Origin of the sequence: Amaricoccus sp., assembly GCF_047602525.1 — a bacterium.
Taxonomy (GTDB): Bacteria; Pseudomonadota; Alphaproteobacteria; order Rhodobacterales; family Rhodobacteraceae; genus Amaricoccus.
Genome location: NZ_JASGHB010000001.1, coordinates 2,511,714 through 2,537,454, shown reverse-complemented (window position 1 = coordinate 2,537,454; position 25,741 = coordinate 2,511,714). Strand labels below are relative to the sequence as shown.

The following is a 25,741-nucleotide window of genomic DNA, read 5'->3' as shown; positions in this document are numbered from 1 at the left end:
GCCGCCGCACTTTTTAGAACGATTCCATATTGCGGCCCGGCCCGGGACCGCCTAGCTTACCTGTGCGAGCGGGATTTTCCCGCATCATACGGGGAAAGGCGGAGCGATGAAGGGCGATTCTGGCGTCATCGAATATCTCAACAAGGCGCTCAGGAGTGAGCTGACCGCGATCAGCCAGTACTGGCTGCACTATCGGCTCCAGGCCGACTGGGGCGTCGGCAAGCTGGCCGACAAGTCGCGCAAGGAGAGCATCGAGGAGATGGGCCATGCGGACAAGCTGATGGACCGCATCATCTTTCTCGAAGGCCATCCGAACCTGCAGACCCTCGACCCGCTGCGCATCGGCGAGAACCCGGTCGAGACGCTGAAGTGCGACCTCGCGGGCGAATACGACGCGCGCAACCTCTACAAGGAGGCTCGCGACTACTGCGAGAAGGTCGGCGACTACGTGTCGAAGAACCTGTTCGAGGAGCTGATGGGCGACGAGGAAGGCCACATCGACTTCCTCGAGACCCAGATCGACCTGGTCGACCGGATCGGGGAGCAGAACTGGGCCCAGCTCAACGCGAAGTCCACGGACGGCGTGGAGTGAGACGAGGGTACCCGGGACCCTTGAAAATTCCGGGTGCCGCCGTTCCGGGGCGGGCGCCAGTCCACAAGCCAGCCACTGCCCCCGGGATCCAGGTGCAGCAGCCAGCCCGTCAGCCAGCCACTGCACCCGTGATTTTCTCGGGGCCGAGTTCTCCCCGCCTGCGGGCGGCGGCGAGCCCGGCCTCGATGTTTGCGGCGTAGCGCACCAGCGGCCGGCGCAGGCCGTGCGAGAGCAGTTCGCGGCGCAGCTCCGGCGACGCGCCGGTGAGATAGACCGCCACGCCGCGGCGCTGCGCCTTGTGGGCCAGACCCTCCAGCATGTTCGCGGCGGACGAGTCGACCAGCGTCACGCCGCCGAGGTCGACGACGAGGACGCGATGCTCGTCGCCGATGCGGTCGAGCGCCGCGCCGACCGCCGACACGGCCCCGAAGAACATCGCGCCGGTGACGCGGAAGATCACCGCCTCGGGATCGGCACCCTCGGCCTGGCGGTAGGGGTCGCGCCCATGCTCCCGAACCTCGACCGATTTCGACATGCGGTGGATGAACAGCACGGCGCCGAGCGAGAAGCCGACGACGATCGCCTCGGAGAGATCGCGGAACAGCGTCAGCCCGAGCGTGACGAGCAGCACCGTCGCATCGCCCCAGGACGAGCGGATGAGCGCAGCGAACGCCGGCTTTTCCACCATGTCGTAGCAGACGAGCGCCAGCACGGCGGCGAGCGCGGCGAGCGGCACGTAGGACGCGAGCGGCGCCGCGACCAGGATGAAGACCAGCAGGAACAGCGCGTGCGACATGCCGGCGATCGGCCCGTAGGCGCCGGCGCGGACGTTGGTCGCGGTGCGGGCGATGGTGCCGGTGACGCAGATGCCGCCGAAGAGCGCCGAGCCGACGTTGGCGATGCCCTGCGCGACGAGCTCGGTGTTGGAGCGGTGGCGCCGCCCGGTCATGCCGTCGGCGACCACCGCGGACAGCAGCGATTCGATCGAGCCGAGCAGGGCGAAGCTGAACGCCGCGGGCAGGACGGCGACGACCTTCGCCAGGCTCACGTCCGGCAGCGCGGGGCTGGGCAGTCCGCGGGGGATGCCGCCGAAGGCCGTGCCGATCGTCGCCACATGCAGGCCGAGCGCCCAGCAGGCGAGGGAGGCGGCGGCGACGACGATCAGCATGCGCGGCCAGTGCGGGCGGGCGAGCTTCAGGCCGAGCAGGGCGGCGATGCAGGTGAGCGAGACCGCGACGGTGGCAAGGTTTGCGGTGGGCCCGGCCGCCCAGAGCGCGGGAAGCTTGTCGACGAGCGGCCCCGGCTCCTTGCCGGCGAGGGTGAGCCCGAGGAGCGGCACGATCTGGCTGGCGAAGATCAGCGCCGCGATGCCGGAGGTGAAGCCGACCGTGACGGGGTAGGGGATGAACTTCACGAAGGTGCCGAGCCGCAGCAGGCCGGCGGCGGCGAGCATCACGCCGGAGAGCATGGTGGCGAGCACCAGCCCGTCGAGGCCGTGGGCCGTGACCGTCGCGGCGACGAGGACGATGAAGGCCCCGGCCGGGCCGCCGATCTGGAAGCGGCTGCCGCCGAGGGCCGAGACGAGGAAGCCGCCGACGATCGCCGTGTAGAGCCCGCGCTCGGGCGCGACGCCGGAGGCGATGGCGATCGCCATGGAGAGCGGCAGCGCGACGATGGCGACCGTCAGGCCGGCCGGCAGGTCCGCCTTGAGCTGCGCCGGACCGTACCCTTCCGCAAGGGTGGTAACGAGTTTGGGCAGGAACGGCGCGCGTTCCTGGTACATGCGATCCATGACGTCCTGGCGATGTGCGAGGCAGGGGGGTAATGCTGCCATGAGTAGCGCCGCGCGCCCGGTCGCGGCAAGAGGGCCGCACCGAATTCCAAAAGTGCATCACGGATTTGCCACGGTTGGGGGGGCGCACTAGCCTTGCTTTCGACGGCGCGCGGGAGGCAGGACATGGCGGCATGGCAGGTTGCGTTTCGGGCACTGGCGTTCGCGGCGACGCTCGCGTCGGCGACGCCCGGGCACGCCGCTGGCGCAGCGGCGGAAGCGACGGCCGAGCAGGCGACGGCGCCCGAGGCCCTCGCCCCGGCGGGCAGCGGCGCGCCGGATGATGGCGCGGCGGACGACGGGGTGGTCGTGCCGGCCGTCCTGGCGCGGATGGGGACGGGGAGCATCGCGGGGGTGTATTTCCCCGTGGGCGTCGCGCTCTGCCGGCTGGCGAATCAGCATCGGGCCGAGACCGGGCTGCGCTGCGCCGCGACCCAGACGGCCGGCTCGGTGGCGAATGTCGCCGGGCTCGCGGACGGCAGCCTCTCGTTCGCCATCGTCCAGTCCGACGCGCTGGCGCAGGCGGTGGCGGGCAGCGGCGCCTTTGCCGCCGCCGGGCCGGACACGGGGCTGCGCGCGGTGATGGGGCTCTACCCCGAGGCGCTGACGCTGGTGGCCCGGGCCGACGCCGGCGTTGCGCGGGTCGAGGACCTCGCCGGCAAGCGCGTGGCGCTCGGCGCCGAGGGCTCGGGCACGCGGTCGCTGGCCGACGCGCTGATGGGCGCCCTCGGCTGGACGGCGGCGAGCTTCGGCGCGACGCCGGACATCGCGCCGGAGCGGCTGGGGCAGGCGCTCTGCGACAAGCAGATCGACGCCTTCTTCGTCGCCATCGGTCATCCGGCGCGGGTGGTTCAGGAGGCGACCACGAGCTGCGACGCCCGGTTGGTGCCGGTCGAGGGCGCCGCCGTGGACGCGATGGTGAAGCGCGAACCGATCTACGTGGCGGCCACGATCCCGGGCGGGCTCTACCGCGGCACCGCCGGGCCGGTCGACACCTTCGGCGTCAGCGCCACGCTGGTGACGACGGCCAGCGTCCCCGACGCAACGGTGGCCGTGCTGGTCCGCTCGGTCGTGGACGATCTCGACATGCTGCGCGGGCTGGAGCCGGTGCTGGCCGGGCTCGACCGGCGGGAGATGCTGGCGGCGGCGGCCGTGGCGCCGCTGCATCCGACGGCGGCGGCGATCTATCACGAGAGGCGCTGGCGGTAGCGGGGGACCGCTCCGGCGCGGGGCGAGCGTGCGCTTCTGTCCTGAGCCGAGACGTTGCAAGGGGCTTTCTGCCCCTTCCCAGCCTCCGGCCAGTTCACCCCCGAGAGGACTTGAAGCAAGAGAAAGGCGGACGGCGGGGCGGGCCGCGAGAGCCGGAACGCGAGAGTCGGGGCGCGGTGGTCGGCTTGACAGCCGGGGTCTGCGCGCCCAAGCCTCGCCCGGCAAACGCGGAGGGGGCGGTTGACGATCGACATCCGGCCGGTCGGCGCCATCATCGGCTGGCTCGTGGCGGGGCTCGGGCTCGCCATGCTGATGCCGATGCTCATCGACGCCTTCGACGGGCATCGCAACGCCGTCGCCTTCGCGGTGGCGGCGCTGCTTGCGCTGGTGGGAGGCGCCGGTCTCGCCGTGGCCTGCGCCGAGCAGCGGCCGCGGCCGCTGACCCTGCGGCAGGGGTTCCTGCTCACCACCGGGTCCTGGGTGGTGTTTCCGGCGGTTGCCGGCCTGCCGCTGATGCTGGGCGTGCCGCACCTGAGCTTCACCGATGCCTATTTCGAGTTCACCTCGGCGCTCACCACCTCAGGGGGCACGGTCATCACCGACCTCGACGCGCTGCCGCGCAGCGTGCTGCTCTGGCGCGGCATCGTCACCTGGGTCGGCGGCATCGGCGTGGTGCTGCTGGCGATGATCCTGCTGCCGGTGCTGAACGTCGGCGGGATGCAGCTGCTGCGGAACTCCGATTTCAACACGCTCGGCAAGATCATGCCCCGGGCCAAGGCGATCGCCACCTCGATCGGCTCGGTCTACGCCGGGCTGACGCTCGCCTGCGGGCTCGGCTACGTCTGGGCGGGGATGGACGGGTTCGACGGCTTCGTCCACGCCATGTCCACCGTGGCGACCGGGGGCATGGCGAACCGCGACAATTCGTTCGCCGATTTCTCGCCGGCGGCGCAATGGATCGGCACGGGGTTCATGCTGATCGGCTCGCTGTCGTTCGTGCGCTACGTCCAGCTCGTCCGGGGCGAGCCGCGGCCGCTGTTTCAGGACAGCCAGAATCCGCACCTTCCTCGGGATCTACCTCGGCCTCTGCGCCGCGCTGGTGGTGGCCCGGCGGCTGCAGGGTACGGCGATCGACGGCACCAGCCTGCGCGAGATCGCCTTCAACCTCGCCTCGGTCCTGTCGACCACCGGGTTCGCGTCCACCGACTATTCGCAGTGGGGGCCGATGGCCGAGGTGGTGTTCTTCTGCGCGATGATGGTCTGCGGCTGCTCCGGCTCGACGTCGGGCGGGCCGAAGGTCTTTCGCTACCAGCTGCTGTTCTCGGCGACGGCCGCCGAGGTGGGGCGGCTGCACAGCCCGAACCTGGTGACGACGCCGCGCTATCAGGGCGTGGCGATCTCCGACGAGCTGCTCGAACTCGGTCATCGCCTATTTCATGATGTTCCTGCTCAGCTTCGGCGTCGGCGCGGTCCTGCTGTCGCTGGCCGGGCTCGATCCCGTGACGGCGATCTCCGGGGCGGTCGCGTGCCTCTCGAACATCGGCCCGGGCCTCGGGCCGGTGATCGGTCCCGCCGGCACGTTCGCGCCGCTGCCCGACACGGCGAAGTGGATCTGCTCGTTCCTGATGCTGGTCGGGCGGCTGGAGCTGCTCACCGCCTACATCATCCTCACCCCCGGCTTCTGGCGGGGGTGACGAGCGCACCCCGGGGCGGTGAGGCCGTTCGCCCGCGATTGACCCGCGCGCGACCGCCGGGCTAAAGCCCGGGCCGAGCCGGGAGGCAGGAGTCCGCGACATGGCCACGATCGACGCGCCGAGGAGCTTTCAGGAGATCATCCTGCGGCTGCAAGCCTATTGGGCGGCGAAGGGCTGCGCCATCCTGCAGCCCTACGACATGGAGGTCGGCGCCGGCACCTTCCACCCGGCGACGACGCTGCGCTCGCTCGGGCCGAAGCCGTGGTCTGCGGCCTATGTCCAGCCCTCGCGCCGCCCCACGGACGGCCGCTACGGCGACAGCCCGAACCGCTGGCAGCACTATTATCAGTACCAGGTCATCATCAAGCCGTCGCCGCCGGACCTGCAGGAGCTCTATCTCGGCAGCCTGAAGGCCATCGGCATCGACACCGACCTGCACGACATCCGTTTCGTGGAAGACGACTGGGAAAGCCCGACGCTGGGCGCCTGGGGTCTGGGCTGGGAGGTGTGGTGCGACGGGATGGAGGTGTCGCAGTACACCTATTTCCAGCAGGTCGGCGGCCACGACTGCCGCCCCGTGGCGGGCGAGCTGACCTATGGGCTGGAGCGTCTCGCGATGTACGTGCTCGGCTACGACGACGGCAACCTGATGCCGTTCAATGCACCCGACGCGCCGATCCCGCTCACCTACGGCGACGTGTTCCGCGAGGCGGAGGCGGAATATGCCCGCTGGAACTTCGACGTGGCCGACACCGCCATGCTGCTCCGCCACTTCGAGGACGCGGAAGCGGAGTGCGCGCGCATCCTCGCCCAGCCGGACGTGGACCCGAGGACCGGCCGGCGCATCGTCATGGCGCTGCCCGCCTATGACCAGTGCATCAAGGCGAGCCACCTCTTCAACCTGCTCGACGCCCGCGGCGTGATCTCCGTCACCGAGCGGCAGGCCTACATCGGCCGGGTGCGGGCGCTGGCGAAGATGTGCGCCGACGCCTTCGTGAAGGCCGGCGAGGGCGCCGCGGCTTGAGCGGTCGCCGGCTGATCCTCGGCTTCGCCGCCTTCGTCGCGCTCTTCGCCGCGGCGCTGGTCTGGTTCCAGTTCTTCGCGTTCTACGAGCGGCAGTCCGGGGTCGGGGCGCTGCAGATCGCGGGCGCGCCGGTGCCGATCGCCGACTATGACGGCATTGACGCAACGACCTCGCCGCTGAAGCTGCGCGGCTGCTTCCGCATCGACCCGGCGGCGGTCGCGGGCCTCGCGCCTGTGGCGGACGCGACGCCGCTGGTGGCGCCGTTCTGGTTCCGCTGCTTCGACGCCGCCCGGCTGACGGACGACCTCGCCGCCGGCCGGGCGACGGCGTACCGCATCGCCCACGACGAGCCGGCGGGCTTCGACACGATGATCGCACTCTATCCGGACGGCGCGGGCTATCTCTGGCGCCAGCTCAACGGCGAGATCGAGTGAACGGCCCGCGCGCCGTCCGCCTGCACCTCGGTGCGCACAAGACCGCCAGCACCCACCTCCAGCGCACGCTGGCGCGCCATGCCGGGGCGCTCCGGGCCGAGGGCATCGACTTCGTGCCGGCGTGGGAGCTGTGCGCGCTGCGCATCGCCGTCGGCGGACGGCGTTCGCCTCGGGCTGGCCGCAGCGGGCGATGCCGCCGCGCGCCGTTCGAGCCGTTCGACGCCGGTACGGTCGCCGGGATGCGCGCGGCCTATGCCCGCGACCTTGCGCTGCTGGCCGCGGATCCGACGATCCGGTTGCTGCGTCAGCCGGTGGAGCTGTCGGGGGAGGGCTGAACGGCATCGGCCGGCTGCGCCTCCTCGACGGGGGCGGGCGGGGCGCCGTCGCCGAGGCGGCCGCGGTAGACCTCGAGCCCTTCGAGCACCCGCATCACGTAGTTGCGCGTCTCGGTGTAGGGGATCGACTCGATCCAGCCGACCGGGTCGGCGTCGGGGGTGCGCGGGTCGCCGAGATCGTGCAGCCACTGGTCGACCCGGCCGGGGCCGGCGTTGTAGGCGGCGGTCGCGAGCAGGTACGAGCCATCGTAGCGGTCGAGCAGGCCGGCGAGGTAGGACGTCCCGAGCCGGGCGTTGTAGAGCGGATCGGCGCTCAGCCGGGCGAGGTCGTAGGGCACGCCGGACGTCTCGGCGACATGCTTCGCCGTCGCCGGCATCAGCTGCATCAGGCCGCGCGCCCCTGCCGAGCTGGCGACGCCGGCGTCGAACTCCAACTCCTGCCGCGCGATGGCCAGCGCATAGGCGGCGGCGACCGGCCAGGTCTCGCCGGCGATCTGGTGCAGGGGGTAGTACTGCGCCGGCAGGACGATGCCGTCGTTGGCCGCGTCCTTGGCGATGCGGATGCCGATCTCCGGGTGGCCGCGGTCGATGCTCATCTGGGCGAGCGCCGCCCGCTCTGCCGCCGGCCGGCCGGCCGCCGCGGCGCGCAGGAACGTCGAGCCCCGCCGTTCGTCGCCCGCGCGCAGCAGCAGGAGACCTGCCTGTACCACGGGCAGGCCGGTCAGCCGGGCATCGTGCCAGTCGGGCACGGCAAGCGCGGCCTGGTCGGGGTCGGGGCCGGGGGCGTCGGCGGGGGCGTCGGTGGGGGTGCCGGCGGCCGTATCGGGCGTGGTGTCGGCGGCCAGCTCCTTGGCGGCGAGCTGGCCGTAGAAGCTGGTCGACCACGCCGCGGCGGCGCGGAAGGCGTGCTCTGCCGCCGCATGGTCGCCGAGCCGGCGATAGGCGAGGCCGAGCCAGTAGCCGGCGCGCCCGAGGCTGATCGGCGTCGCCACCGCCGACTGGAAGCGGGTGAAATGCCCCACCGCGCGCTTCGGGTCGTCGAGCCGGGTCAGCGCGATGAAGCCCGCCACCCATTCCGCATCCGCGTACTCCGGCCCTTCGCTGCCAAAGCTCTGCGCGGCGATGCGGTAGGCCGCCCGCGCGTCGCCGTCCTCCAGCGCCTGACGCGCGAGGTTGGCCCGGCGATCCATCCAGAACTCCGGCCGTCCCAGCGCCGTCTTCGAGGTGGACCGCGCGAGCAGGAAGTCCTCCGCCTCCTGCCACCGGCCCTTGGTCACGCGGTAGAGGTAGCGCTCGAAGGCGAGGCCGGGATCGTCGCGCAGCGAGGGCGGCACGGTGTTGATCGCGTACTGCAGCCCCTCGGTGTCCTTGCGGGTGGCGATGCGGGCCTGCGCCAGCTTCTGCCAGTCCTCGGGCACGAGCGGCAGCATCGCCTGCGCTTCCGCGGTCAGCCCGCGCCAGAGCAGCATGTCGAGACGTGCGACGTGCGCCGGCGCGAGCACCGCCTTCCAGCGGTCGAGCGCCGCCGACCGCTCGCCGGGCGTCAGCGAGAAGCTGGTCCAGGCGCGGGTGATCTCGGCCTCGGCGTCGGCCTCGCGACCCGTGGCGGCGAGCGCGTCGGCGAGGCGCAGCGAGCCGGTGCCGGTGAGGGGCGCGCGGTCGGCGAAGAAGTCCGTCACGGTCGCCGGCGGCAGCCCCTCGGGCATCGCCCGCTCCGCGCCGCGGCGCAGCGCGTCCATGGCCGGCCAGTCGGCGTTGCGCGAGAGGAACCGGCGGTACTCGTCGAACTCCCCGGCGCCGCTTGCCAGCCGCATCCAGAGCACGATGTCGAGCGCCACGGGGGCGCCCGTCGAGCCGGCGAGCACGGTCGCATCCGTCCACTCGCCGCGGGCCGCCGCGTCGAGCGCCTCGGCGACGATCGGCCCCGACGGCGCCGGCTCGGCCGGCACCGTGGTGCTGCCCGCGAGCCACAGGGCGAGCGCGAGCGAAAGGGGCGTGACTGCACGCATCGGGTCGGGACGACCTCCCGGGTTTTCCTGCCTGGACGCCACTATGCCACAGGCTGCGGGGTCCCGTCTGCAAGCGAGAGGTTAACACTTCCGTAAGCTCCACCCGCCCCCAACCGGCCGGTCGCCGGCTTGCGGCTTCCGCCGTTCCCGACTAGGGTCGCGCCGCCGTTTCCCGGCCCCGTTTCCCGGCAAGGACTCCCGCCATGTTCAGAGGCTCCATCCCCGCGCTCGTCACTCCGTTCAAGGACGGCAAGGTCGACGAGAAAGCGCTGGTCGACCTGGTGAACTGGCATGTCGAGGAGGGCAGCCACGGCATCGTCGCGGTCGGCACCACCGGCGAGACGCCGACCCTGACGCACGAGGAGCACGAACACGTCGTCGAGGTTGTGGTCGAGACCGCCGCGCGGCGTATCCCGATCATCGCCGGCGCCGGCTCGAACAATACCGAGGAATCGGTGCGGCTGATGCGCTTCGCGAAGTCGGTCGGTGCCGACGCGGCGCTGGTCGTCACGCCCTACTACAACAAGCCGAGCCAGCGCGGGCTCTACCACCACTACAAGGCGCTGCACGACGCCGTGGACTTGCCGATCATCATCTACAACATCCCCGGCCGGTCGGTGATCGACATGACGCCGGCGACGATGGGCGAGCTCAGCAGGCTGCCGCGGATCATCGGGGCGAAGGACGCGACCGGCGATGTCGGCCGCGTCTCCGACCAGCGCCTCGCCTGCGGCAGCGACTTCCTGCAGTTCTCGGGCAACGACGACAGCGCGCTCGGCTTCATGGCGCACGGCGGCCACGGCTGCATCAGCGTGGTGGCGAACGTCGCGCCGCGGCTCTCGTCGGAATTCCAGGAGGCGATGCTCGCCGGCGACTTCGCCCGGGCGCTCACCTATCAGGACCGGCTGATGCCGCTGCACCGCGCCTGCTTTGCCGAGCCGAACCCGTCGCCGACGAAATTTGCGCTGTCGCTGCTCGGCATGTGCTCGGACGAGGTGCGCTCGCCCATGGTGACGCTCGAGGAGCCGACCAAGGAGCGGGTGCGCGCGGCGATGCGGCACGCGGGCCTGCTGAACTGATCGCGGGCCGGCGCCGCGATTCCCGCGGCCCCGGCCTTCCTCTTGCCTGAAAATACTCCCGCCGGAGGCTCCCCACCTCGACGTCGACCGGACGCCGGAGGCGGGGTCGGACGCCTCAGAGGATGAAGTCCGCCGCGGTGTAGGCGCTGGCGTGCACGCCGCCGTCGTGGATGACGAGCTGGAACTCGAAGGCCGCGTCGTTGTCCATGTTGGCGCGCACGATGGTGTCGGTCCCCGAGTTCGACGAGCGAGACGTGGCCCTTGCCGGTGCCGCCGAAGACGAACGTCTGGTTGCCCATCGTGGTCGTGTCGGCGTCGATGATCGACATGTCGAACTTGTCGCCCGCCGCCGCGCCGGCGCCGTCGAAGGCCGCGCCGCCGTCGCCCGCCGTGAGCTGGTCGACCGCGCCCGGCACCGAGCCGATCAGCGCGCCGAACTTGAACACGTCGTTGCCGGCGCCGCCGATCACCACGTCCGCGCCGGGCCCGCCGAGCAGCGTGTCGTTGCCGGCGCCGCCCTGCACCCGGTCGGTGCCGTTCTGGGCGTCGAGGTAGTCGTTGCCGCCGTTGCCGATCAGCGTGTCGTTGCCGCCCTCGCCGAGGAGGGTGTTGGCCGCGCCGTTGCCGGTCAGAACGTTGTCCAGGTAATTGCCGTTGATGCCCAGCCCCTTGGAGCCGAGCACGGTGGCGTTCTCGATGCCGAAGCCGTCGTCGTAGTAGTGGCCGAGGTCGATGCTGATGACCGAGGACTGCACCTTGTCGACGCCCCCGGCCTTGCCGTCGACGGATTCGAAGATCTCGTCTCCGTCGTTGTCGACCACGTAGGTGTCATTGCCGTTGGCGCCGTAGAGGTAGTCGGCGCCGGTGCCACCGTCGAGGAAGTCGTTGCCCTTCTCGCTCTGCAGGTCGTCGCCGAACAGGAAGTCGCTGCCGCCGCCGCCGACCAGCGTATCGTTGCCGGCGTGGCCGTGCAGTTCGTCGTCGCCGTCGTCCGGGAATGCGCTTGGCGTTCCCATGACGCCCTTGGTGATGAGATCCGGAGTGATCCTGTCGTTGCCCGCGGTGCCGTCGATGACTGACATGGCCCATCCTCCTGCTGATGAAATGGGAGAAGCGAATTGCGCCGACGGAGGTAGCGCCGAGTTGTAACAGCCGTGTCGCACCGGGTCGCGACAAGATGACGCGGTTGTCGCGGCGCCGGGGCTGGCAATTCCGACCGTGCGGCGCTATATCGGCGCATGGCGTGCCGCCCCGGCGCGCCTTTTGTCATGCGCCCCGATGAACGTCCCGCCGCCGATCACGCCCGAGTTCCTGACCCTGCCGCGCAAGGCGGCGGAGGGCGGCTGCGCGAGCCTCGTCGGCCTGTCGCGCGAGGCGATGCGGGCGGCGCTGATCGACGCCGGCACGCCGGAGCCGCAGGCGACGATGCGCGTCGGCCAGATCTGGCAGTGGATCTATCACCGCGGCGCCTGCGACTTCGATGGCATGACGAACCTCGCCCGGCCCTATCGCGAGCTGCTGGCCGCGCATTTCACCATCGAGCGGCCGGAGATCGTCACCCGCCAGATCTCGGCGGACGGCACGCGAAAGTACCTGCTGCGCATCGCGGGCGGGCATGAGATCGAGACCGTCTATATCCCCGAGACCGACCGCGGCACCCTCTGCGTCTCGTCGCAGGTCGGCTGCACGCTCACCTGTTCGTTCTGCCACACCGGCACGCAGCGGCTGGTGCGGAACCTGACGGCGGCCGAGATCGTCGGCCAGATCATGGTGGCGCGCGACGACATCGGCGACTGGGGCCGCAAGCCCGACGAGAAGCGCCTGGTGTCGAACCTGGTGCTCATGGGCATGGGCGAGCCGCTCTACAACTTCGATGCGGTGCGCGACGCGATGAAGATCGCGATGGACAGCGAGGGGATCGCGCTCAGCCGCCGGCGGATCACGCTCTCCACCTCGGGCGTGGCGCCCGAGATCGCCCGCGTCGGGCAGGAGATCGGCTGCCTGCTTGCCATCTCGTTCCACGCCACCACCGATCCCGTGCGGGACCAGCTCGTGCCGATCAATCGCAAGTGGAACATCGCCGAGCTGCTCGACGCCTGCCGCGCCTATCCGCGGCTGTCCAATGCCGAGCGGATCACGTTCGAGTACGTGATGCTGAAGGGGGTCAACGACTCCGACGCCGACGCGCGGCGGCTGGTGAAGCTGATCGCCGGCATCCCGGCGAAGATTAACCTCATCCCGTTCAATCCCTGGCCGGGCTCGCCCTACGAGCGGTCGGATGCGGAGCGGATCGAGGCGTTCGGTCATATCGTCAACCGGGCGGGCTATGCCTCGCCCGTCCGCACGCCGCGGGGCGAGGACATCATGGCCGCCTGCGGCCAGCTCAAGAGCGCGACAGAACGCGTCCGCCGCGCCGCCCGCGCGTCCTGAGGATCGGCCACGGGAAAGCTCTTCCCGAATCTTCCGAATTAGCGTTATCTCAACCTTATCAGGAAGAAATCGCGACGTCCTAAAGGACGCGCACACAAAAAACAAACGAGCAGGCAAAGACATGGGCGAGCGGACATTGCTGTCGGAGAGCGAAGACATCCTTCCGGATGACGGGCGTCGGAGCGACGCGGACGAGATGCGACTCTGGACGCGGCGCAACGCGCTGGCGCTGACCGCGGGCTTTCTCGCGGCGGGCGCGATGCCGGCGCGGGCCTCCTATGTGCCGGTGACGGCGCCGCGCGCCAGCGTGGTCGTGGTCTCGAAGCGGAACCGGGTGCTGGAGCTGCGGGCCGGCGACCAGCTCCTGAAGCGCTACAGTGTCCATCTGGGCTTCCAGCCGGTGGGGCAGAAGGTGATGTCCGGCGACGGCCGCACGCCGGAGGGCCAGTATTTCATCGACCGCCGCAATCCGCGCAGCGACTTCTACCTGAGCCTCGGCATCAGCTATCCGAATGCCGTGGACGTGGCCCGGGCGCAGGCGCTCGGGGTGCGGCCGGGCGGCGACATCATGATCCACGGCGGCCCGCGCCGGTCCTCGGACCGGAGCAAGACCGACTGGACGGCCGGCTGCATCGCCGTCACCGATCAGGAGATCGAGGAGATCTGGTCCATGGTCCCGACCGGGACGCCGGTGGTGATCTTCGCCTGAGGCCGGCTCGACGGGCGGCGCGGTCGCGCCGCCCCTGACCGGGCGCTACTGCCCGATGACCTGCACCCACCACGTCTTGTTGCTGTTCGGCTCCTGATACCAGCCGAGGCCGAGGCCGCGCGCCGCCGGGTCCATGATGACCGCGCGGGTATCGCGGAACTTCAGCCAGCTTTCGAGCACGGACATGTCGGAGTCCGTCCCCTCGGACAGGTTCTCGCCGACGATCTCGCCCTGGTAGCCGGCGCGGAACGCGCGCTCCCGCGGGCTGGTGAGGTCGGAGCCGAAATGCCACGCGCGCTGCTGCACGTACATGTCGCGGGCGTGGGTCTCGGCAGCCGCGTCCAGCTCTCCCGAGAGCTGCAGCTCGGTGAGGCCGTCGCTCTGGCGCACCGCGTTGACCGCGTCGAGGTGCCGCAGGCGGATCTCGTCGGGATCTCCGAGGCGGGTGACACCACTCGTGTCCGCGCAGGCCGTGAGCAGAAGGAGGGCGAGGGCAGCACTGAGCGGGCGAAGCATCGCGGGATCCGTCGGTTAGGGCGTCTGACGGGTGGTAGCGGCTTTCACGACAGCGTTCAAATCCTATTGCCCGTCGTGTGAACACTCCCAACTGTGAGTTGCAGAAACGCCGCCGGGTGCGGCATAATCGCCACCAAGATTGCAGTCGCGGAGAGACGACCCCATGAAACGAGACCACGGAGACGGCCCCGCCCGCCTCGATCGGCGCGGCTTCACGCGCCTCGCGGCCGGCGGTCTGGCCGGCGTGGCCGCCCTTGCCTTTGGCGGCGCCGCCTTCGCTGCGGAGTCCGACGAGCCGCTGCACGACTATGTGCCCGACAGCCAGGACAAGCAGACGATCCTGCGCCGCATCTCGGGGCTGCACACCGCCCGTTGGCAGGACCACTTCGACTCGATCGAGAACGACGCGATCTATGTCAACATCGACGACCGGGTGCTGCACTACTGGGGGGCGGACGGGTTCTATCGGATCTACCCGACGTCGGTTCCCCTGACCGACGAGATGACCCGGCGCGGCCGCACTTCCATCACGCTGAAGCGGCCGGACCCGGACTGGCGCCCGACGGAGGCGATGCTGCAGCGGCGCCCCGACCTGCCGAGCTACGTGCCGCCCGGCCCGGACAACCCGCTGGGCGTTCGCGCGCTCAATCTGGGGTGGCCGGCGTACCGCATCCACGGCACGAACGACATCCGCAAGATCGGTCGGCAGTCCTCGTCGGGCTGCGTCGGCCTGTTCAACGAGCACATCATCGAGGTCTACGACCGCGCGAAGGTCGGCACGCCCGTCCTGCTAGTCTGACGCCTGTTCCTGACCTCTGCGGGACCGATTCCTCGGTCCCGCAGAGGCGGGCTTTTCTCCCTCAGAATGAATTCCGCACCGTCCGCTCTCGCGGCGGCTCGTGTGGCTGCGCCTCCGGGACACCCGCGCCATATTGCGGTGCGGGGAGTGTGCCGCACAAGGAGTGGAGGCCTTCCCTGCGATCCGAGCGGGTCCGGCAGGGACGAGAGTGGCAAATCAGCGCGCCTTCCGGGCAGGTTGCAGGCCGGTGTTGCCAGAATGACAACACCTGTGCTTAACTCGGGAGGCCCGCTTTCGCCGATTGAAAACGCGCCGGAAAGTTGGCTAGTGTTCAGGCATTAGCTTGTCCGCTCGCAGGTCCGGACGAGTTAGCAGTATCGCAGACCCGCACTCTGAGGAGGACAACAATGAAACTTATCGTTAGCACTGCGGTGGCTCTCCTGCTGGCCGGTCAGGCGTTTGCCGGCAACCTCGTTTTCGAGGCCCCCCAGGAGCCCGTCGTGGTTGCTGAGCCGGCCCCGATGGGTGGTTCCAACGCCGCCTGGATCATCCCGGTCATTGGTCTCGCCGCGATTGCCTACGCCATCGCGAACGACAACAACGACGACGACACCACCGATTGATCTCTACCTCCCGGAGCCGCGGGTGATCTGCGGCGCGTGACTTCTGGGCATCGCCGTCAGGCGGTGCCCATTTGCTTTTCGGCGCAGGGACATCGCTCCGTGCCCGCGGATCGGCGCATCCGCCCGAGGCTGGATCGCTCGGAATGCGCGTATTCCCGGAAGTCGCCGGGCGGCCAAGGCCTCTTCAGTGGCGCACGAAATCGCCACGTCCCGATCGAAGTCGGGACGATTGGGACGTCGGTCCGCGAGGGTCGGGATCAGGGGGTGTAGGGCTCGAGTACCTGCATGTCGATATGCCCGACCCTCGGACCGACCCATTGCAGCGACCGGCGCACGGCGCCTGTCGTCGGGTCGACGAAGTGCAGGTTCTCGAAGCTGCCGTCCGCGCCGGTGCAGGTCTCGCTCATCTCCAGGCCGGAATAGCGCACCTGCAGGATGACCATGTCGGTCACCGCGCCGGGCTGGAACGTGCAGGTGTAGCGCTCGACGCGGCCACGCGGCCCTTCGCTGGGCAGCTCGTAGGTGCGATCCACCCGTGCCGGCCAGGCCGCCGGCGGCGTCTGGCGCACCAGCGGGTCGTTGCTGCTGCTCCACCCCGACAGAAGGTCCGTGCCGAGCCCGCGCGTCGCCGTGATCTCCGCGCCCTTCAGCGTGACCTGCTGCAGCAGCGGGGACACGTAGGTGACGTATCCGCCGTTGTCGGCGCTGGCATAGAGCACCGTGCCGCGCTGGTCGGTCTCGAGCCGGGCCAGGATCGCCGCCACGTTCGATCGCTCGATGTCGGCGCGCGTCACCTGACGCTGCGGCGTGGCTGCCGGCTGGGTGCGCCACATGCCCTCCAGCGCGCCCATGGCCTCCGACAGCACCGGATCCTTCTGACTGCCGCATCCGGCGAGAAGGGCGAGCGCGGCGAGGGCAAGCGAACGACGAATCATTGCCAGAACGAGCCCCAGTTCTGTTCCAGGTGATCCCGGTCCATGTCCCGCACGATCGGATAGAGCCGGTTCTCGATGTCGAGCGTCGCGCCGCCGTTGCTGGCGAGCGAGCGCAGGTCGCCGTCGATGCTCTGGCGCGTCTCGAACGGCGTCGACCAGCGCAGCGGGATCGAGATGGTCAGCCCCTTGTCGAAGCTGCCCTCGCCGAACTCGTCCTCCGTCACGTCGGTCTTGGTCACGAACGCGCCGACCGACCAGCCGTTGGCGAAGCGCCGCGCCACGGAGAGCGTCGCGCCCCAGTCGCCGGCGAGGTAGCGCCCGGCATAGAGCTGCGTCTCGATCCCCTCGAAACCAGTGTTCCAGTAAAGGGACGCGCCCCCCATCACCACATCGTAGTCGTAGTGGCCGAAGCCGAACGGGCTGTCGAAGTCGCGCTGCTTCACGTAGTTCAGCTCAGCGCCGAGGCCCCAGTTCTGATTCACCGGCTTCCAGAGCACCTCGCCGGAGATGCCGCCGAACTGCCGTTCCAGCAGGCCGGCCGACACCCGGCCATAGGTGTCCGGGTTGAGCTTGAACAGATAATCGCCGGTCAGGCGCACCAGCTTCGGCGACCACCCGGCATAGTAGCGCTGCGAGTCGCTCTGCACCGGCGGCAGGCCGCTCGACGAACTGGAGCCCGGATCGTCGAAAACCCCGAGCACCGGCTGGCGGACCAGCGTCGAGAACGACAGGCCCGGGGTCACCCGCACCGAGCCGCGCAGCTGCGCCGTCAACTGCGGCTTGAAGCCGTCGTTGCCGCCGAAGAGCTGGATCGTCGGCACCGGGAACAGCGCCCAGTCGTAGATCGGATAGACGTCACGGTGCCAGACCTGCCCGGTCAGCGCCGGTACGGCGCTATCCATCTGCACGGTGTTCCAGCTGAGCATGCCGGCATCCGGCCGCGCGACCTGCCCCTCGAGGTCGCGGCGGTTCACCGTGACGGTGGTGGTGGGAACGCCGTTCTCGACGGGCGTGATGCGGAAGGTCTCGACCGAATACGGCATGCCGACCGCCAGCACCCGCGCCGTGCGCCCGATCGCTTTCGGCGTCCGGTTCATGCGGCGGTTGATGATGTAGACGTCGACCGCGTCGCCCTCGAACTTCATCGAGTCGATCGTGATGCCGTCGGCCCTGAGCGCATCGCTCAGCGCGGAGGTCAGCTTGTCGCGCGCGGCAGGGTCTTTGACCCAGGCAGTGCTCATGTTCGCGTTCGCCGGTCGCGGATTGACCGGCATCGGACCGGAGCCGAGGTCCTGCGGCGTGATCGGCTCGTAGGGGTTGCCCGACACGACGATGTTGAACCCGATGGCGTCGCCGTACATCCAGTAGCCGCCGAGGGTGATCCCGTTCATGACCCGGTATTCAGCGCCGAAGTTGAAGGGCGACCTGCGGTCGAACGTCGCGTCCGGGCTCTCCTGCTCGCGGGTGTAGGCGTCCGACGATACCTCGGCCTTCAGCGTCAGCTTGTCGATCGGGGTCTGCCATTCGACGCCGCCGAAGAAGCCCATGTCCTCGCCGTGGAACATCGACTTGAACGTGGGCTTGCCGCCCTTGCCGTACTCGATCTCGCGCGTGCAGAAGCTGCTCGAGATGGTGCAGAACGGGTTCTCGATGCCGCCGACGCTGGCGAGCCGGCCCCAGCCGACGCCGCCCGTCACCTTGAGGGAGTTGTCGAAGAAGTTCTTCGTCGCGGCCACATACTCCGACGAGTACACCCCGGTCCCGAGCAGGTCGCGGAAGCCGATGGTGAGCGAGGGAAGATAGTCGCCCTCGCGCAGGAGCTGCAGCCGCATGTCGAGGCTGCGGTCGAACAGGTCATAGTCGGGATTCTGCGGCCGGCCCCAGTCGTGGATCGTCGAGTAGCGCAGCGACATCTCGAGGCGTGGCAGCGCCTGGAAATCGAAGTTCCGCCGCACGAAACCACCGAACTGGCTGTAGCTCGCCGTCACCTGGCCATCGGGCTGCATCTCGGCGCTCGGCAAGTCGATGATGCCGGTCGACCCGTAAAGGTTCATCGACGGACGGTGCGCTGCCACTTCGCGCCCCTCGGCATCGCGGGAGGGCACATCCTGCGCCGGCGCCGACGCTCCCGGGGCTATCGCCGCGGCCGCGGCCAGAGCCAGCACGGCCGCTCCCGCGCGCAGGCGTCTCTCGCTCATACCACCTAACCTCAACGGCCCCCGCTTCGCCTTGTGGCGACTTTGAGGCGAGTCTTGGCCGATGCATGCCCGGAACGCCAGCCCGGAAAACCGGGCCCTGTCCGTTTTGGCGATTGCTGTTGCGCGAAGTCCCGACTCAGCCGCCTGCGGCCGCGATGGCGCGCAGGCCGGCGCGGTAGTCCGGGAAGGCGAGCGCCACCCCAAGATCCTCGCGGATCCGGCGGTTCGACACCCGCTTCGACTCCGCCCAGAAGCTTCGCGCCATCGGCGAGAGGTCGGCGGCCTCGAACGGCACCTCCGGGGGCACCGGCAGGCCGAGCAGGCGCGCGCCGAAGGCCACGACGTCGGCCGGCGGCGCGGGTTCGTCGTCGGCGACGTTGTAGGCCTGCCCGGGCGCGGGACGGGTCATCGAGGCGGCGAGGGTGGCCGCCACGTCATCGACATGGATGCGGCTGAACACCTGGCCGGCCCGCACCACCCGCTGTGCGGTGCCGTCCCGCAGCTTGTCGAGCACGCTGCGGCCCGGGCCGTAGATCCCGGCGAGCCGGAATGCCTGTACCGGCAGGCCGGTGGCGCTCCACGCCGCTTCGGCCGCCACCCGGCGCCGGGCGCGCTCGCCGGCCGGTGTCAGCGCGTCGGTCTCGTCCACCCAGCCGCCGCTGCGGTCGCCGTAGACCCCGGTCGTCGAAAGATAGCCGACCCAGCCCGGCCGCGCCGCGACCAGCGCCGCGCCATGGCGCCGGAGCACCGGGTCGCCCTCCGCATCCGGCGGCACCGAGACGAGGATCGCCGATGCCGCGGCGATCGCCCGGTCGACAGCGCCTGCGTCGGCCCAGTCGACCGGCTCGACACCGGCCGCGCGCATCGCCGCCGCCCGCTCGGCCGAGCGGGTGGTGCCGAGCACGCGCGTGCCACCGAGCCTTGCGGCCAGCGCCGCCGCCGAGTAGCCATGGCCGAGCATCAGGACAAGGGGTTGGGTCATGCCCTCCTGCCTAACCGAAGGCGCGGCGGCTTGCGACGGCTGATTTCCACCTCTTGCGCCGCCGTGCTGCTTGCCGCCGTGCCGCTTGCCGCCGTGCCGCTTGTCGCGATGCTGGCATGGCCTGCGGTGGCGGAGATCACCAACACGGACGAATGCAAGGCCGCGCTGGCCGCTGACCCGGCCAAGGCGCGCGAGGATGCGGCGGTCTGGGAGCGGAGCGGCGGCGGCGTGCCGGCCCGGCTCTGCTCCGCGGCGGCGCTCGCGGCGACCGGCGCGCACGCCACCGCGGCGCAGATGCTGACGGCGCTGGCCGAGAATCCCAACCGCGCCATGTCGACCGGCCTGCGCGTCCAGACCCTCGTCGACGCGGCCGACCAGTGGCTCGCCGCCGGAAAGCCCGACCTCGCGCGCGCGCTGATCGACCGGGCCGACACCGTGACGCCGCCCGATGCCGGACGCCTCGTCCTTGCCGCGCGGGCCGCCGCCGCCGAGGAGGATTGGCCCGCCGCCGCGACCGCGCTGCGGGCGGCGCTCACCACCACGCCCGACGATGCGCTGGCCCACGCGCTGCTCGCGGCCGCCCTGCGCAACGGCGGCGATGCCGCGGCGGCCCTGCCTGAGGCCGACCGCGCCGTGGCGCTGGCCCCGGATCTGCCGGAGGCGATGTTCGAGCAGGGGGCCGCGCGTGCCGAAACGGGGGACGCTAAGGGCGCGTCCGCCGCCTGGCTCGCGCTGATCGAGCAACACCCGGACTCGAGCCTCGCCGGGCTCGCGCGGCTCAATCTGCAGCGGCTGCCCTGAGCCGGGCCGTGGCCCAGGCGCCCGCCTCGGCCACCGTCGCATCCGGGTCCCGCGCCAGCCGCTCGGCCACGGGCAGCAGCGCGGGATCCCGCGAGTTGCCGATGGCATACGCGACGTTGCGCACGAAGCGGTTGCGGCCGATCCGCTTTACCGCCGAGCCGGAAAACAGCGCGCGAAACCCCGCGTCGTCGAGCGCCGCCAGTTCCGCGAGCCGCGGCGCGTCGAGCTCCGGCCGCGCGGCCAGCTTCACCTCACGCGCCTCCGCGGCGAACTTGTTCCACGGGCAGACCGCGAGACAGTCGTCGCAGCCGTAAATGCGGTTGCCGAGCCGCGCGCGCAGGTCCGGGTCCACCGGCCCGTCGTGCTCGATCGTCAGGTAGCTGATGCAGCGCCGGGCATCGAGCCGGTAGGGCGCCGGGAATGCCGCCGTCGGGCAGGCATCGAGGCAGGCGCGACAGCTGCCGCAGCGGCTCGCCTCCGCGGCGTCGCGTGGCAGGTCGAGGGTGGTGAAGATCGCTCCGAGGAAGAACCAGTTGCCGAGGCCGCGCCCGAGCAGGTTGGTGTGCTTCCCCTGCCAGCCGAGCCCCGCCGCCTGCGCCAGCGGTTTCTCCATCACCGGCGCGGTGTCGACGAAGACCTTGATCTCGGCGCCCGTTTCGCCGACCAGCCAGCGGCCGAGCCGCTTCAGCCGCGCCTTCACCACGTCGTGGTAGTCCCGCCCGCGCGCATAGACGCTGATCGCCCCGCGATCCGGGCGTCGGGTGGCCTCCAGCGGGTCGACCTCGGGCGTGTAGGTCTCCGCCAGCATGACCACCGACCGCGCGGCGGGCCAGAGCGCGGCCGCCGACCCGCGCCAGTGGCTGCGTTCGGCCATCCACGCCATCTGTCCGTGGAGCCCTGCCGCAAGAAACGCCGACAGCCGGTCCGCCGCCTCCGGCACCGCGTCCGGCGCGCAGATCCCGCAGGCGGAGAAGCCCTCTGCCTCCGCCCGCGCCTTCAGCGCCCGCGCCAGGGCCTCGGGCGCGGCGGCGGCCGTTGTCCCCGGGGTCTTCATACGGCCTTGAAACCTGGAGAGCAGACGGTTTTCCGGCAGCAGCCGGAAAACAGGCAACAGGACTCTGCGCGCACCTGCGCGCACGACTTCGCGGCAAAGGCCGCGTCCTGTCGACGCAGCCTGCGGGACGCCTCAGAAATCGAGATCCGCATAGTGCTGTGGCGGGGTGAAGCCCGGCACCAGATCGGCGAGGATCGAGCGGAACGCCGGCCGCGACTTGATCTTGGCGTACCACTCGTGCAGCCCGGCGTTCCGGGTCCAGTCCACGTCGCCGATGTAGTCGAGGCACGACAGATGCGCCGCGGCGGCGAAGTCGGCGATGGTCATCGTGTCACCGGCCAGCCAACGCCGGTGATCCATCAGCCAGCCGATGTAGTCGAGATGATACTTGATGTTGCGCAGGCCGGCCTTGATCTTTTCGCTCTCCGGATAGCCGGTCTTGGCGAGCTTCTTGTTCACCCGCTCGTACAGCAGGTTCGCCGTCACCTCGTTGTGGAACTTGTCGTCGAACCACGCGGTCAGCCGGCGCGCCTCGGCGCGCAGCGCCGGGTTGCGCGGCAGCAGCGGCGGATCGGGCGTCGTCTCCTCGATGTACTCGAAGATCGCCTGGCTGTCGGCGAGCGTCAGCCCGTCGGTCTTCAGCACCGGCACCTGCCCGGCGGGGTTCATCCGGAGGAAGTCCATGCGCCGCTCCCACGGCTTTTCCTCCACCAGCTCGACCTCGATCTTCTTCTCGGCCAGCACCAGGCGGACCTTGCGGCAGAACGGCGACAGCGGCTGATGATAGAGACGACGCATGTTTCGACGGCCTCGGGCTTGCTCGATAGTGTCTTAATCGGCTTTTCTCCCCGGCATTTCAACCGGCGATGCCCAGGGCGGGCGTCCGGGCCGGCGGCGTCCGGCCCTTGCGCCCCTCCCGCGCCGGTTGCATGGTCCGGCCGCCGCGATCCCGAAGAGGAGCCCGCCGATGCGTACCGACGCCCAAGCCCCGACCATCCGCCTCGCGGACTATCGCCTGCCCGACCACCTCGTCGAACTCGGTGGAGCTGACGGTGCGGCTGCATCCGACGGCGACGCGGGTGCTGTCCCGTGTGGCCTTCCGCCGCAACCCTGCCGTCGAGGGGCCCGCAGACCTGCGGCTCGACGGGCGGGCGCTGCGGCTCGTGTCGGCGGCGATCAATGGCACCCCGGTGCCGCAGAACGCGCTGACGCAGGACGACGAGGGCCTGACCGTGGCCGCGGCGCACGTGCCCGCGGCCTTCGTGTGGGAGGCCGAGGTCGAGATCTCGCCCGAGACCAACACGGCGCTGGAAGGGCTCTACATGTCGAGGGGCATGTACTGTACCCAGTGCGAGGCGCAGGGCTTTCGCAAGATCACCTACTGGCCCGACCGGCCGGACGTGATGACGACCTATCGGGTGCGCATCGAGGGCCCCGGGGACGGCAGCGCCCCGGTGCTGCTCTCGAACGGCAACCTCGTCGCGTCCGGTCCCGGCTGGGCGGAGTGGGAGGATCCGTGGCGCAAGCCCTCCTACCTGTTCGCGCTGGTCGCGGGCGATCTCCGCGCCGTCGAGGACCGCTTCACCACCGCCTCCGGCCGCGACGTGCTGCTGCAGATCTCGGGTGCGGCCGGGTGACGAGCCGCGCTGCGCCTATGCCATGGACTCGCTCAAGCGGTCGATGCGCTGGGACGAGGAGGTCTATGGGCGCGAATACGACCTCGATCGTTTCATGATCGTCGCGGTCGACGACTTCAACATGGGCGCGATGGAGAACAAGGGGCTCAACGTCTTCAACTCCCGCTTCGTGCTGGCGAGCCCCGACACGGCGACGGATGCGGACTATGCCTCGATCGAGCGGATCATCGCGCACGAGTACTTCCATAACTGGACGGGCAATCGCATCACCTGCCGCGACTGGTTCCAGCTCTGCCTGAAGGAGGGGCTGACGGTCTATCGCGACCAGCAGTTCGCCGCCGACCAGCGCAGCGCCGGGGTGAAGCGGATCGAGGACGTGCTGCGCCTGCGCGCGACGCAGTTCCGCGAGGACGCGGGGCCGCTGGCGCACCCCGTGCGGCCGAGCGAATACATCGAGATCAACAACTTCTATACGGCGACCGTCTACGAGAAGGGCGCCGAGGTGATCGGCATGTTGCGCCGCCTGGTCGGGGCGGAGACGTATCGCAAGGCGCTCGACCTCTATTTCGAGCGCCACGACGGGCAGGCCTGCACCATCGAGGACTGGCTCAAGGTGTTCGAGGACGCCTCCGGCCGCGACCTCGGCCAGTTCGCGCTCTGGTATGCGCAGGCCGGAACGCCGCGGCTGAGGGCCGAGACGGAATGGTCCGATGGCCGCTTCACCCTGCGGCTGTCGCAGGCGACGCCGCCGACCCCGGGCCAGCCGGACAAGCGCCCGCTGGTCCTGCCGGTCGCCTATGGCCTGCTCGGACGGGACGGCGGCACGCTGGCCGAGGGGGTGGTCGAGATGACCGGGGCCGAGACGAGCGTCGGCTGGGACCTGCCGGAACGGCCGGTTCTCTCGCTCCTCCGCGGCTTTTCGGCGCCGGTGATCGTCGAGCGCGAGGTGCCGCCGGCGGAGCGGGCGTTCCTGCTGGCGCACGACACCGACCCCTTCACCCGCTGGGAGGCGGGCCGCAGCTTTGCGCTGGCCGAGCTGACGAAGTTCGACGCCGAGCCCGACCCCGCGTATCTCGCCGCGCTCGTCGCGGTGGCGGACGACCCCGGCCTCGATCCGGCGTTCCGGGCGCTGCTCCTGTCGCTGCCGTCCGAGGACGAGGTGATGGCGCACATCGCCGGGGCGGGTGGCGTGCCCGATCCGCTGGCGGTCTGGCGCCGTCGGCGCGGGCTGGACGCCGCCGTCGCCCGGGCGCTCGGCACCCGGGCGCGGCGGCTCTACGAGGCGAACGCGGTGTCCGGGCCCTACGCGCCCGACGCCGACTCGGCCGGGCGCCGGGCGCTGCGGGGGCGTGCGCTCGCGGCGCTGACCGCGCTCGACCCGGACGCCACGCTGGCGCGCGCGCAGTTCGCCGCGGCGGACAACATGACCGAACGCATGTCGGCGCTGTCGCTGCTCGTTTCCCGCGGGCTGGGCGAGGCCGAGCTGGCGGCGTTCCATGCGGACTGGGCGCACGATCGGCTGGTCGTCGACAAGTGGTTCACCGTGCAGGCCGCGCTGACCCCGCCCGAGACCGCGGTGGAGACCGTCGAGGCGCTGACCCGCCATGAGGACTTCGAGTGGCGGAACCCGAACCGCTTCCGTTCGTTGATCGGTGCCTTTGCCTCGGCAAATCCGGCGGGCTTCCACCGGGCGGACGGGGCAGGGTATCGGCTGGTGGTGGACTGGCTCGTCCGCCTCGATCCGGTCAACCCTCAGACGACGGCGCGCCTCGCCAGCCTGCTCGGGACGTGGCGGATGTTCGATCCGGCGCGGCAGGCCCTGATGCGGGCAGAACTCGGCCGACTCGGTGCGCTGGCGGGATTGTCGCGGGACACCTCCGAGATCGTCGGCAGGTTGTTGCGCGATGCGGCGGGCGGCTGATCCGGCCCGCTTGCCAAGGACCGGGGCGCGGAGGTAGGAGTCGGGCGCCATGCGCGAGGTCGTCGACCAGCTGATCGAGGAGCGGGCGCCGTGGCTGCGGCGCCAGGGCCCCGGAGTCGCCCTGGCCCGCCGCGTGCTGCACGTCCTGCTCCAGTACGAGCGGACGGTGAAGATCGGCGAGGCGCTCGAATCCTTTCCCGGCGGCGTCGCGTTGCAGTCGCTCTTCGAGATGATCGCGCACCACGTCGAGGTCAGCGGCCTCGAGAACGTGCCGCGCAGCGGTCCCGCCATGGTGGTCTGCAACCATCCGACCGGGATCGCCGACGGCATCGTGCTCTACGGCGTGCTCTCGGCGATCCGGCCCGACCTGTTCATCTTCGCCAACGCCGATGCGGTGCGCGTGCTGCCGGCGCTGGGCGAGGTGATCGCTCCGGTGGAGTGGCGGCCGGAGAAGCGGACGCACAGGCAGAACCGCGAGACCATGGACTACACCCGGCGCGCCTTCGACGACGGGCGCCTCGCGGTACTGTTTCCGTCGGGCCGGCTTGCCAAGCGGCGGTGGCTGTCGCTGCATGAGCGGCCGTGGATGGCCTCTGGCGCGATGATGGTGCGCAAGTTCAACCTGCCGGTCGTGCCGCTGCACATCACCGCGCGCAACTCGGCCCTGTTCTACCTGTTCGACCGGATCCATCCGACCCTGCGGGACATCACGCTGTTCCACGAGGTGCTGAACAAGCCGCGCCAGCGGTATCGCCTGAACATCGGCCGCGTCATCGAGCCCGATTCGCTGCCGGTAAGCTCGGCGGAGGCGACGGACGTGCTGCGCTCCCGGACGCTGGAGCTGGGCGGGCGCAAGCCGCAGACGGTGTTGACCGCTCCGGTCTACGGCCGCCGCCCGAAGCTCACGCCCGCCGTCTGAACCTGCGTCA

Annotated in this window: 20 protein-coding genes and 4 pseudogenes; 15 read left to right on the top strand and 9 right to left on the bottom strand. The window is 70.5% G+C overall.

Translation table 11 applies throughout. The features are described from left to right. The first annotated feature begins 106 nt into the window (after positions 1-106). Positions 107-592, top strand: coding sequence for a bacterioferritin (bfr, locus tag QM699_RS13015; protein WP_415011526.1), 486 nt, complete (start codon positions 107-109; stop codon positions 590-592). Positions 593-701: 109 nt separating this feature from the next. Here the strand turns inward: bfr and QM699_RS13010 are convergent, their stop codons facing one another. Next, positions 702-2,375 carry a SulP family inorganic anion transporter gene (locus QM699_RS13010; protein ID WP_415011525.1) on the bottom strand — a complete coding sequence of 558 codons (1,674 nt, stop codon included), beginning with the start codon at positions 2,373-2,375 and terminating at the stop codon, positions 702-704. Between the two features lie 174 nt (positions 2,376-2,549). Between QM699_RS13010 and QM699_RS13005 the strand changes: the two genes are divergently transcribed. The 6 genes and pseudogenes from QM699_RS13005 (at position 2,550) to QM699_RS12980 (ending at position 7,119) form a co-directional block, all read left to right on the top strand. Continuing rightward, a complete protein-coding gene (locus tag QM699_RS13005; protein ID WP_415011524.1) occupies positions 2,550-3,632 on the top strand; it encodes a TAXI family TRAP transporter solute-binding subunit in 1,083 nt (360 codons plus the stop codon). A gap of 306 nt (positions 3,633-3,938) precedes the next feature. After that, a pseudogene (locus tag QM699_RS13000) lies at positions 3,939-4,571 on the top strand (potassium transporter TrkG); the annotation flags it as partial. 160 nt (positions 4,572-4,731) lie between these two features. Continuing rightward, positions 4,732-5,326: pseudogene (locus QM699_RS12995) on the top strand (potassium transporter TrkG). Positions 5,327-5,426: 100 nt separating this feature from the next. After that, entirely contained in the window at positions 5,427-6,350 is a 924-nt protein-coding gene (locus QM699_RS12990) for a glycine--tRNA ligase subunit alpha (RefSeq protein WP_415011523.1), read from the top strand. After that, the gene (locus QM699_RS12985; RefSeq protein ID WP_415011522.1) at positions 6,347-6,784 is read left to right on the top strand and encodes a DUF6446 family protein; all 438 of its coding nucleotides are present in this window, start codon (positions 6,347-6,349) and stop codon (positions 6,782-6,784) included. Before QM699_RS12990 ends, QM699_RS12985 begins: the two co-directional genes overlap by 4 nt. Continuing rightward, on the top strand, positions 6,781-7,119 hold the full coding sequence (locus tag QM699_RS12980; RefSeq protein WP_415011521.1) for a hypothetical protein: 339 nt from the start codon (positions 6,781-6,783) through the stop codon (positions 7,117-7,119). The genes QM699_RS12985 and QM699_RS12980 overlap by 4 nt, the downstream gene beginning before the upstream one ends. Here QM699_RS12980 and QM699_RS12975 read toward each other — a convergent pair. Then, positions 7,089-9,128 (bottom strand): lytic transglycosylase domain-containing protein, encoded by a 2,040-nt coding sequence (locus tag QM699_RS12975; RefSeq protein WP_415011520.1) that lies wholly within the window; start codon positions 9,126-9,128, stop codon positions 7,089-7,091. The genes QM699_RS12980 and QM699_RS12975 overlap by 31 nt on opposite strands. A 203-nt stretch (positions 9,129-9,331) precedes the next feature. Here QM699_RS12975 and dapA point away from each other — a divergent pair, with 203 nt between their 5' ends. Continuing rightward, positions 9,332-10,207 carry a 4-hydroxy-tetrahydrodipicolinate synthase gene (gene dapA, locus QM699_RS12970; RefSeq protein ID WP_415011519.1) on the top strand — a complete coding sequence of 292 codons (876 nt, stop codon included), beginning with the start codon at positions 9,332-9,334 and terminating at the stop codon, positions 10,205-10,207. 455 nt (positions 10,208-10,662) lie between these two features. On the opposite strand, the pseudogene QM699_RS12965 reads toward dapA, so the two are convergent. Further along, positions 10,663-11,223 (bottom strand): annotated as a pseudogene (locus tag QM699_RS12965) (calcium-binding protein); the annotation flags it as partial. A gap of 262 nt (positions 11,224-11,485) precedes the next feature. On the opposite strand from QM699_RS12965, the gene rlmN reads away from it, so the two are divergent. Continuing rightward, the gene (gene rlmN / locus QM699_RS12960) at positions 11,486-12,637 is read left to right on the top strand and encodes a 23S rRNA (adenine(2503)-C(2))-methyltransferase RlmN (RefSeq protein WP_415011518.1); all 1,152 of its coding nucleotides are present in this window, start codon (positions 11,486-11,488) and stop codon (positions 12,635-12,637) included. A gap of 196 nt (positions 12,638-12,833) precedes the next feature. Continuing rightward, the gene (locus QM699_RS12955) at positions 12,834-13,346 is read left to right on the top strand and encodes a L,D-transpeptidase family protein (RefSeq protein ID WP_415011517.1); all 513 of its coding nucleotides are present in this window, start codon (positions 12,834-12,836) and stop codon (positions 13,344-13,346) included. A gap of 45 nt (positions 13,347-13,391) precedes the next feature. Here the strand turns inward: QM699_RS12955 and QM699_RS12950 are convergent, their stop codons facing one another. Beyond that, positions 13,392-13,862, bottom strand: coding sequence for a CAP domain-containing protein (locus QM699_RS12950; protein ID WP_415011516.1), 471 nt, complete (start codon positions 13,860-13,862; stop codon positions 13,392-13,394). A 163-nt stretch (positions 13,863-14,025) separates the two neighbouring features. On the opposite strand from QM699_RS12950, the gene QM699_RS12945 reads away from it, so the two are divergent. Both QM699_RS12945 and QM699_RS12940 read left to right on the top strand, forming a co-directional pair. Beyond that, entirely contained in the window at positions 14,026-14,661 is a 636-nt protein-coding gene (locus QM699_RS12945) for a L,D-transpeptidase (RefSeq protein ID WP_415011515.1), read from the top strand. A gap of 407 nt (positions 14,662-15,068) precedes the next feature. Then, entirely contained in the window at positions 15,069-15,284 is a 216-nt protein-coding gene (locus tag QM699_RS12940) for a hypothetical protein (RefSeq protein ID WP_415011514.1), read from the top strand. Between the two features lie 257 nt (positions 15,285-15,541). On the opposite strand, the gene QM699_RS12935 is transcribed toward QM699_RS12940, so the two are convergent. The 3 genes from QM699_RS12935 to QM699_RS12925 form a co-directional block, all read right to left on the bottom strand. Next, the gene (locus QM699_RS12935) at positions 15,542-16,219 is read right to left on the bottom strand and encodes a YjbF family lipoprotein (RefSeq protein WP_415011513.1); all 678 of its coding nucleotides are present in this window, start codon (positions 16,217-16,219) and stop codon (positions 15,542-15,544) included. Next, on the bottom strand, positions 16,216-18,417 hold the full coding sequence (locus tag QM699_RS12930; RefSeq protein ID WP_415011512.1) for a YjbH domain-containing protein: 2,202 nt from the start codon (positions 18,415-18,417) through the stop codon (positions 16,216-16,218). Before QM699_RS12930 ends, QM699_RS12935 begins: the two co-directional genes overlap by 4 nt. Before the next feature lie 136 nt (positions 18,418-18,553). Continuing rightward, complete coding sequence (locus QM699_RS12925) at positions 18,554-19,399, bottom strand: SDR family NAD(P)-dependent oxidoreductase (protein WP_415011511.1); 846 nt, start codon at positions 19,397-19,399, stop codon at positions 18,554-18,556. Positions 19,400-19,429: 30 nt separating this feature from the next. Here QM699_RS12925 and QM699_RS12920 point away from each other — a divergent pair, with 30 nt between their 5' ends. After that, complete coding sequence (locus QM699_RS12920; protein WP_415011510.1) at positions 19,430-20,200, top strand: tetratricopeptide repeat protein; 771 nt, start codon at positions 19,430-19,432, stop codon at positions 20,198-20,200. Here the strand turns inward: QM699_RS12920 and queG are convergent. Further along, positions 20,178-21,254: a tRNA epoxyqueuosine(34) reductase QueG gene (queG, locus tag QM699_RS12915; RefSeq protein WP_415011509.1), complete on the bottom strand. Its 1,077-nt coding sequence runs from the start codon at positions 21,252-21,254 to the stop codon at positions 20,178-20,180. The genes QM699_RS12920 and queG overlap by 23 nt on opposite strands. Positions 21,255-21,386: 132 nt before the next feature. Further along, positions 21,387-22,052, bottom strand: a complete 666-nt coding sequence (locus QM699_RS12910) for a glutathione S-transferase family protein (protein WP_415011508.1) — start codon at positions 22,050-22,052, stop codon at positions 21,387-21,389. A 169-nt stretch (positions 22,053-22,221) separates the two neighbouring features. On the opposite strand from QM699_RS12910, the pseudogene pepN reads away from it, so the two are divergent. Both pepN and QM699_RS12900 read left to right on the top strand, forming a co-directional pair. Then, a pseudogene (gene pepN, locus QM699_RS12905) lies at positions 22,222-24,812 on the top strand (aminopeptidase N). Between the two features lie 49 nt (positions 24,813-24,861). Next, positions 24,862-25,731: a 1-acyl-sn-glycerol-3-phosphate acyltransferase gene (locus tag QM699_RS12900; RefSeq protein WP_415011507.1), complete on the top strand. Its 870-nt coding sequence runs from the start codon at positions 24,862-24,864 to the stop codon at positions 25,729-25,731. The last annotated feature ends 10 nt before the right edge of the window (positions 25,732-25,741 follow it).

Excerpts from the sequence above, each read along its gene's own strand:
- QM699_RS12990 (WP_415011523.1), top strand. The coding sequence starts at position 5,427 with ATGGCCACGATCGACGCGCCGAGGAGCTTTCAGGAGATCATCCTGCGG.
- bfr (WP_415011526.1), top strand. The coding sequence starts at position 107 with ATGAAGGGCGATTCTGGCGTCATCGAATATCTCAACAAGGCGCTCAGG.
- QM699_RS12925 (WP_415011511.1), bottom strand. The coding sequence starts at position 19,399 with ATGACCCAACCCCTTGTCCTGATGCTCGGCCATGGCTACTCGGCGGCG.
- QM699_RS12940 (WP_415011514.1), top strand. The coding sequence starts at position 15,069 with ATGAAACTTATCGTTAGCACTGCGGTGGCTCTCCTGCTGGCCGGTCAG.
- QM699_RS12945 (WP_415011515.1), top strand. The coding sequence starts at position 14,026 with ATGAAACGAGACCACGGAGACGGCCCCGCCCGCCTCGATCGGCGCGGC.
- QM699_RS12935 (WP_415011513.1), bottom strand. The coding sequence starts at position 16,219 with ATGATTCGTCGTTCGCTTGCCCTCGCCGCGCTCGCCCTTCTCGCCGGA.
- QM699_RS13005 (WP_415011524.1), top strand. The coding sequence starts at position 2,550 with ATGGCGGCATGGCAGGTTGCGTTTCGGGCACTGGCGTTCGCGGCGACG.
- QM699_RS12930 (WP_415011512.1), bottom strand. The coding sequence starts at position 18,417 with ATGAGCGAGAGACGCCTGCGCGCGGGAGCGGCCGTGCTGGCTCTGGCC.
- QM699_RS12950 (WP_415011516.1), bottom strand. The coding sequence starts at position 13,862 with ATGCTTCGCCCGCTCAGTGCTGCCCTCGCCCTCCTTCTGCTCACGGCC.
- dapA (WP_415011519.1), top strand. The coding sequence starts at position 9,332 with ATGTTCAGAGGCTCCATCCCCGCGCTCGTCACTCCGTTCAAGGACGGC.
- QM699_RS12910 (WP_415011508.1), bottom strand. The coding sequence starts at position 22,052 with ATGCGTCGTCTCTATCATCAGCCGCTGTCGCCGTTCTGCCGCAAGGTC.
- QM699_RS13010 (WP_415011525.1), bottom strand. The coding sequence starts at position 2,375 with ATGTACCAGGAACGCGCGCCGTTCCTGCCCAAACTCGTTACCACCCTT.
- QM699_RS12975 (WP_415011520.1), bottom strand. The coding sequence starts at position 9,128 with ATGCGTGCAGTCACGCCCCTTTCGCTCGCGCTCGCCCTGTGGCTCGCG.
- queG (WP_415011509.1), bottom strand. The coding sequence starts at position 21,254 with ATGAAGACCCCGGGGACAACGGCCGCCGCCGCGCCCGAGGCCCTGGCG.
- rlmN (WP_415011518.1), top strand. The coding sequence starts at position 11,486 with ATGAACGTCCCGCCGCCGATCACGCCCGAGTTCCTGACCCTGCCGCGC.
- QM699_RS12900 (WP_415011507.1), top strand. The coding sequence starts at position 24,862 with ATGCGCGAGGTCGTCGACCAGCTGATCGAGGAGCGGGCGCCGTGGCTG.
- QM699_RS12955 (WP_415011517.1), top strand. The coding sequence starts at position 12,834 with ATGCGACTCTGGACGCGGCGCAACGCGCTGGCGCTGACCGCGGGCTTT.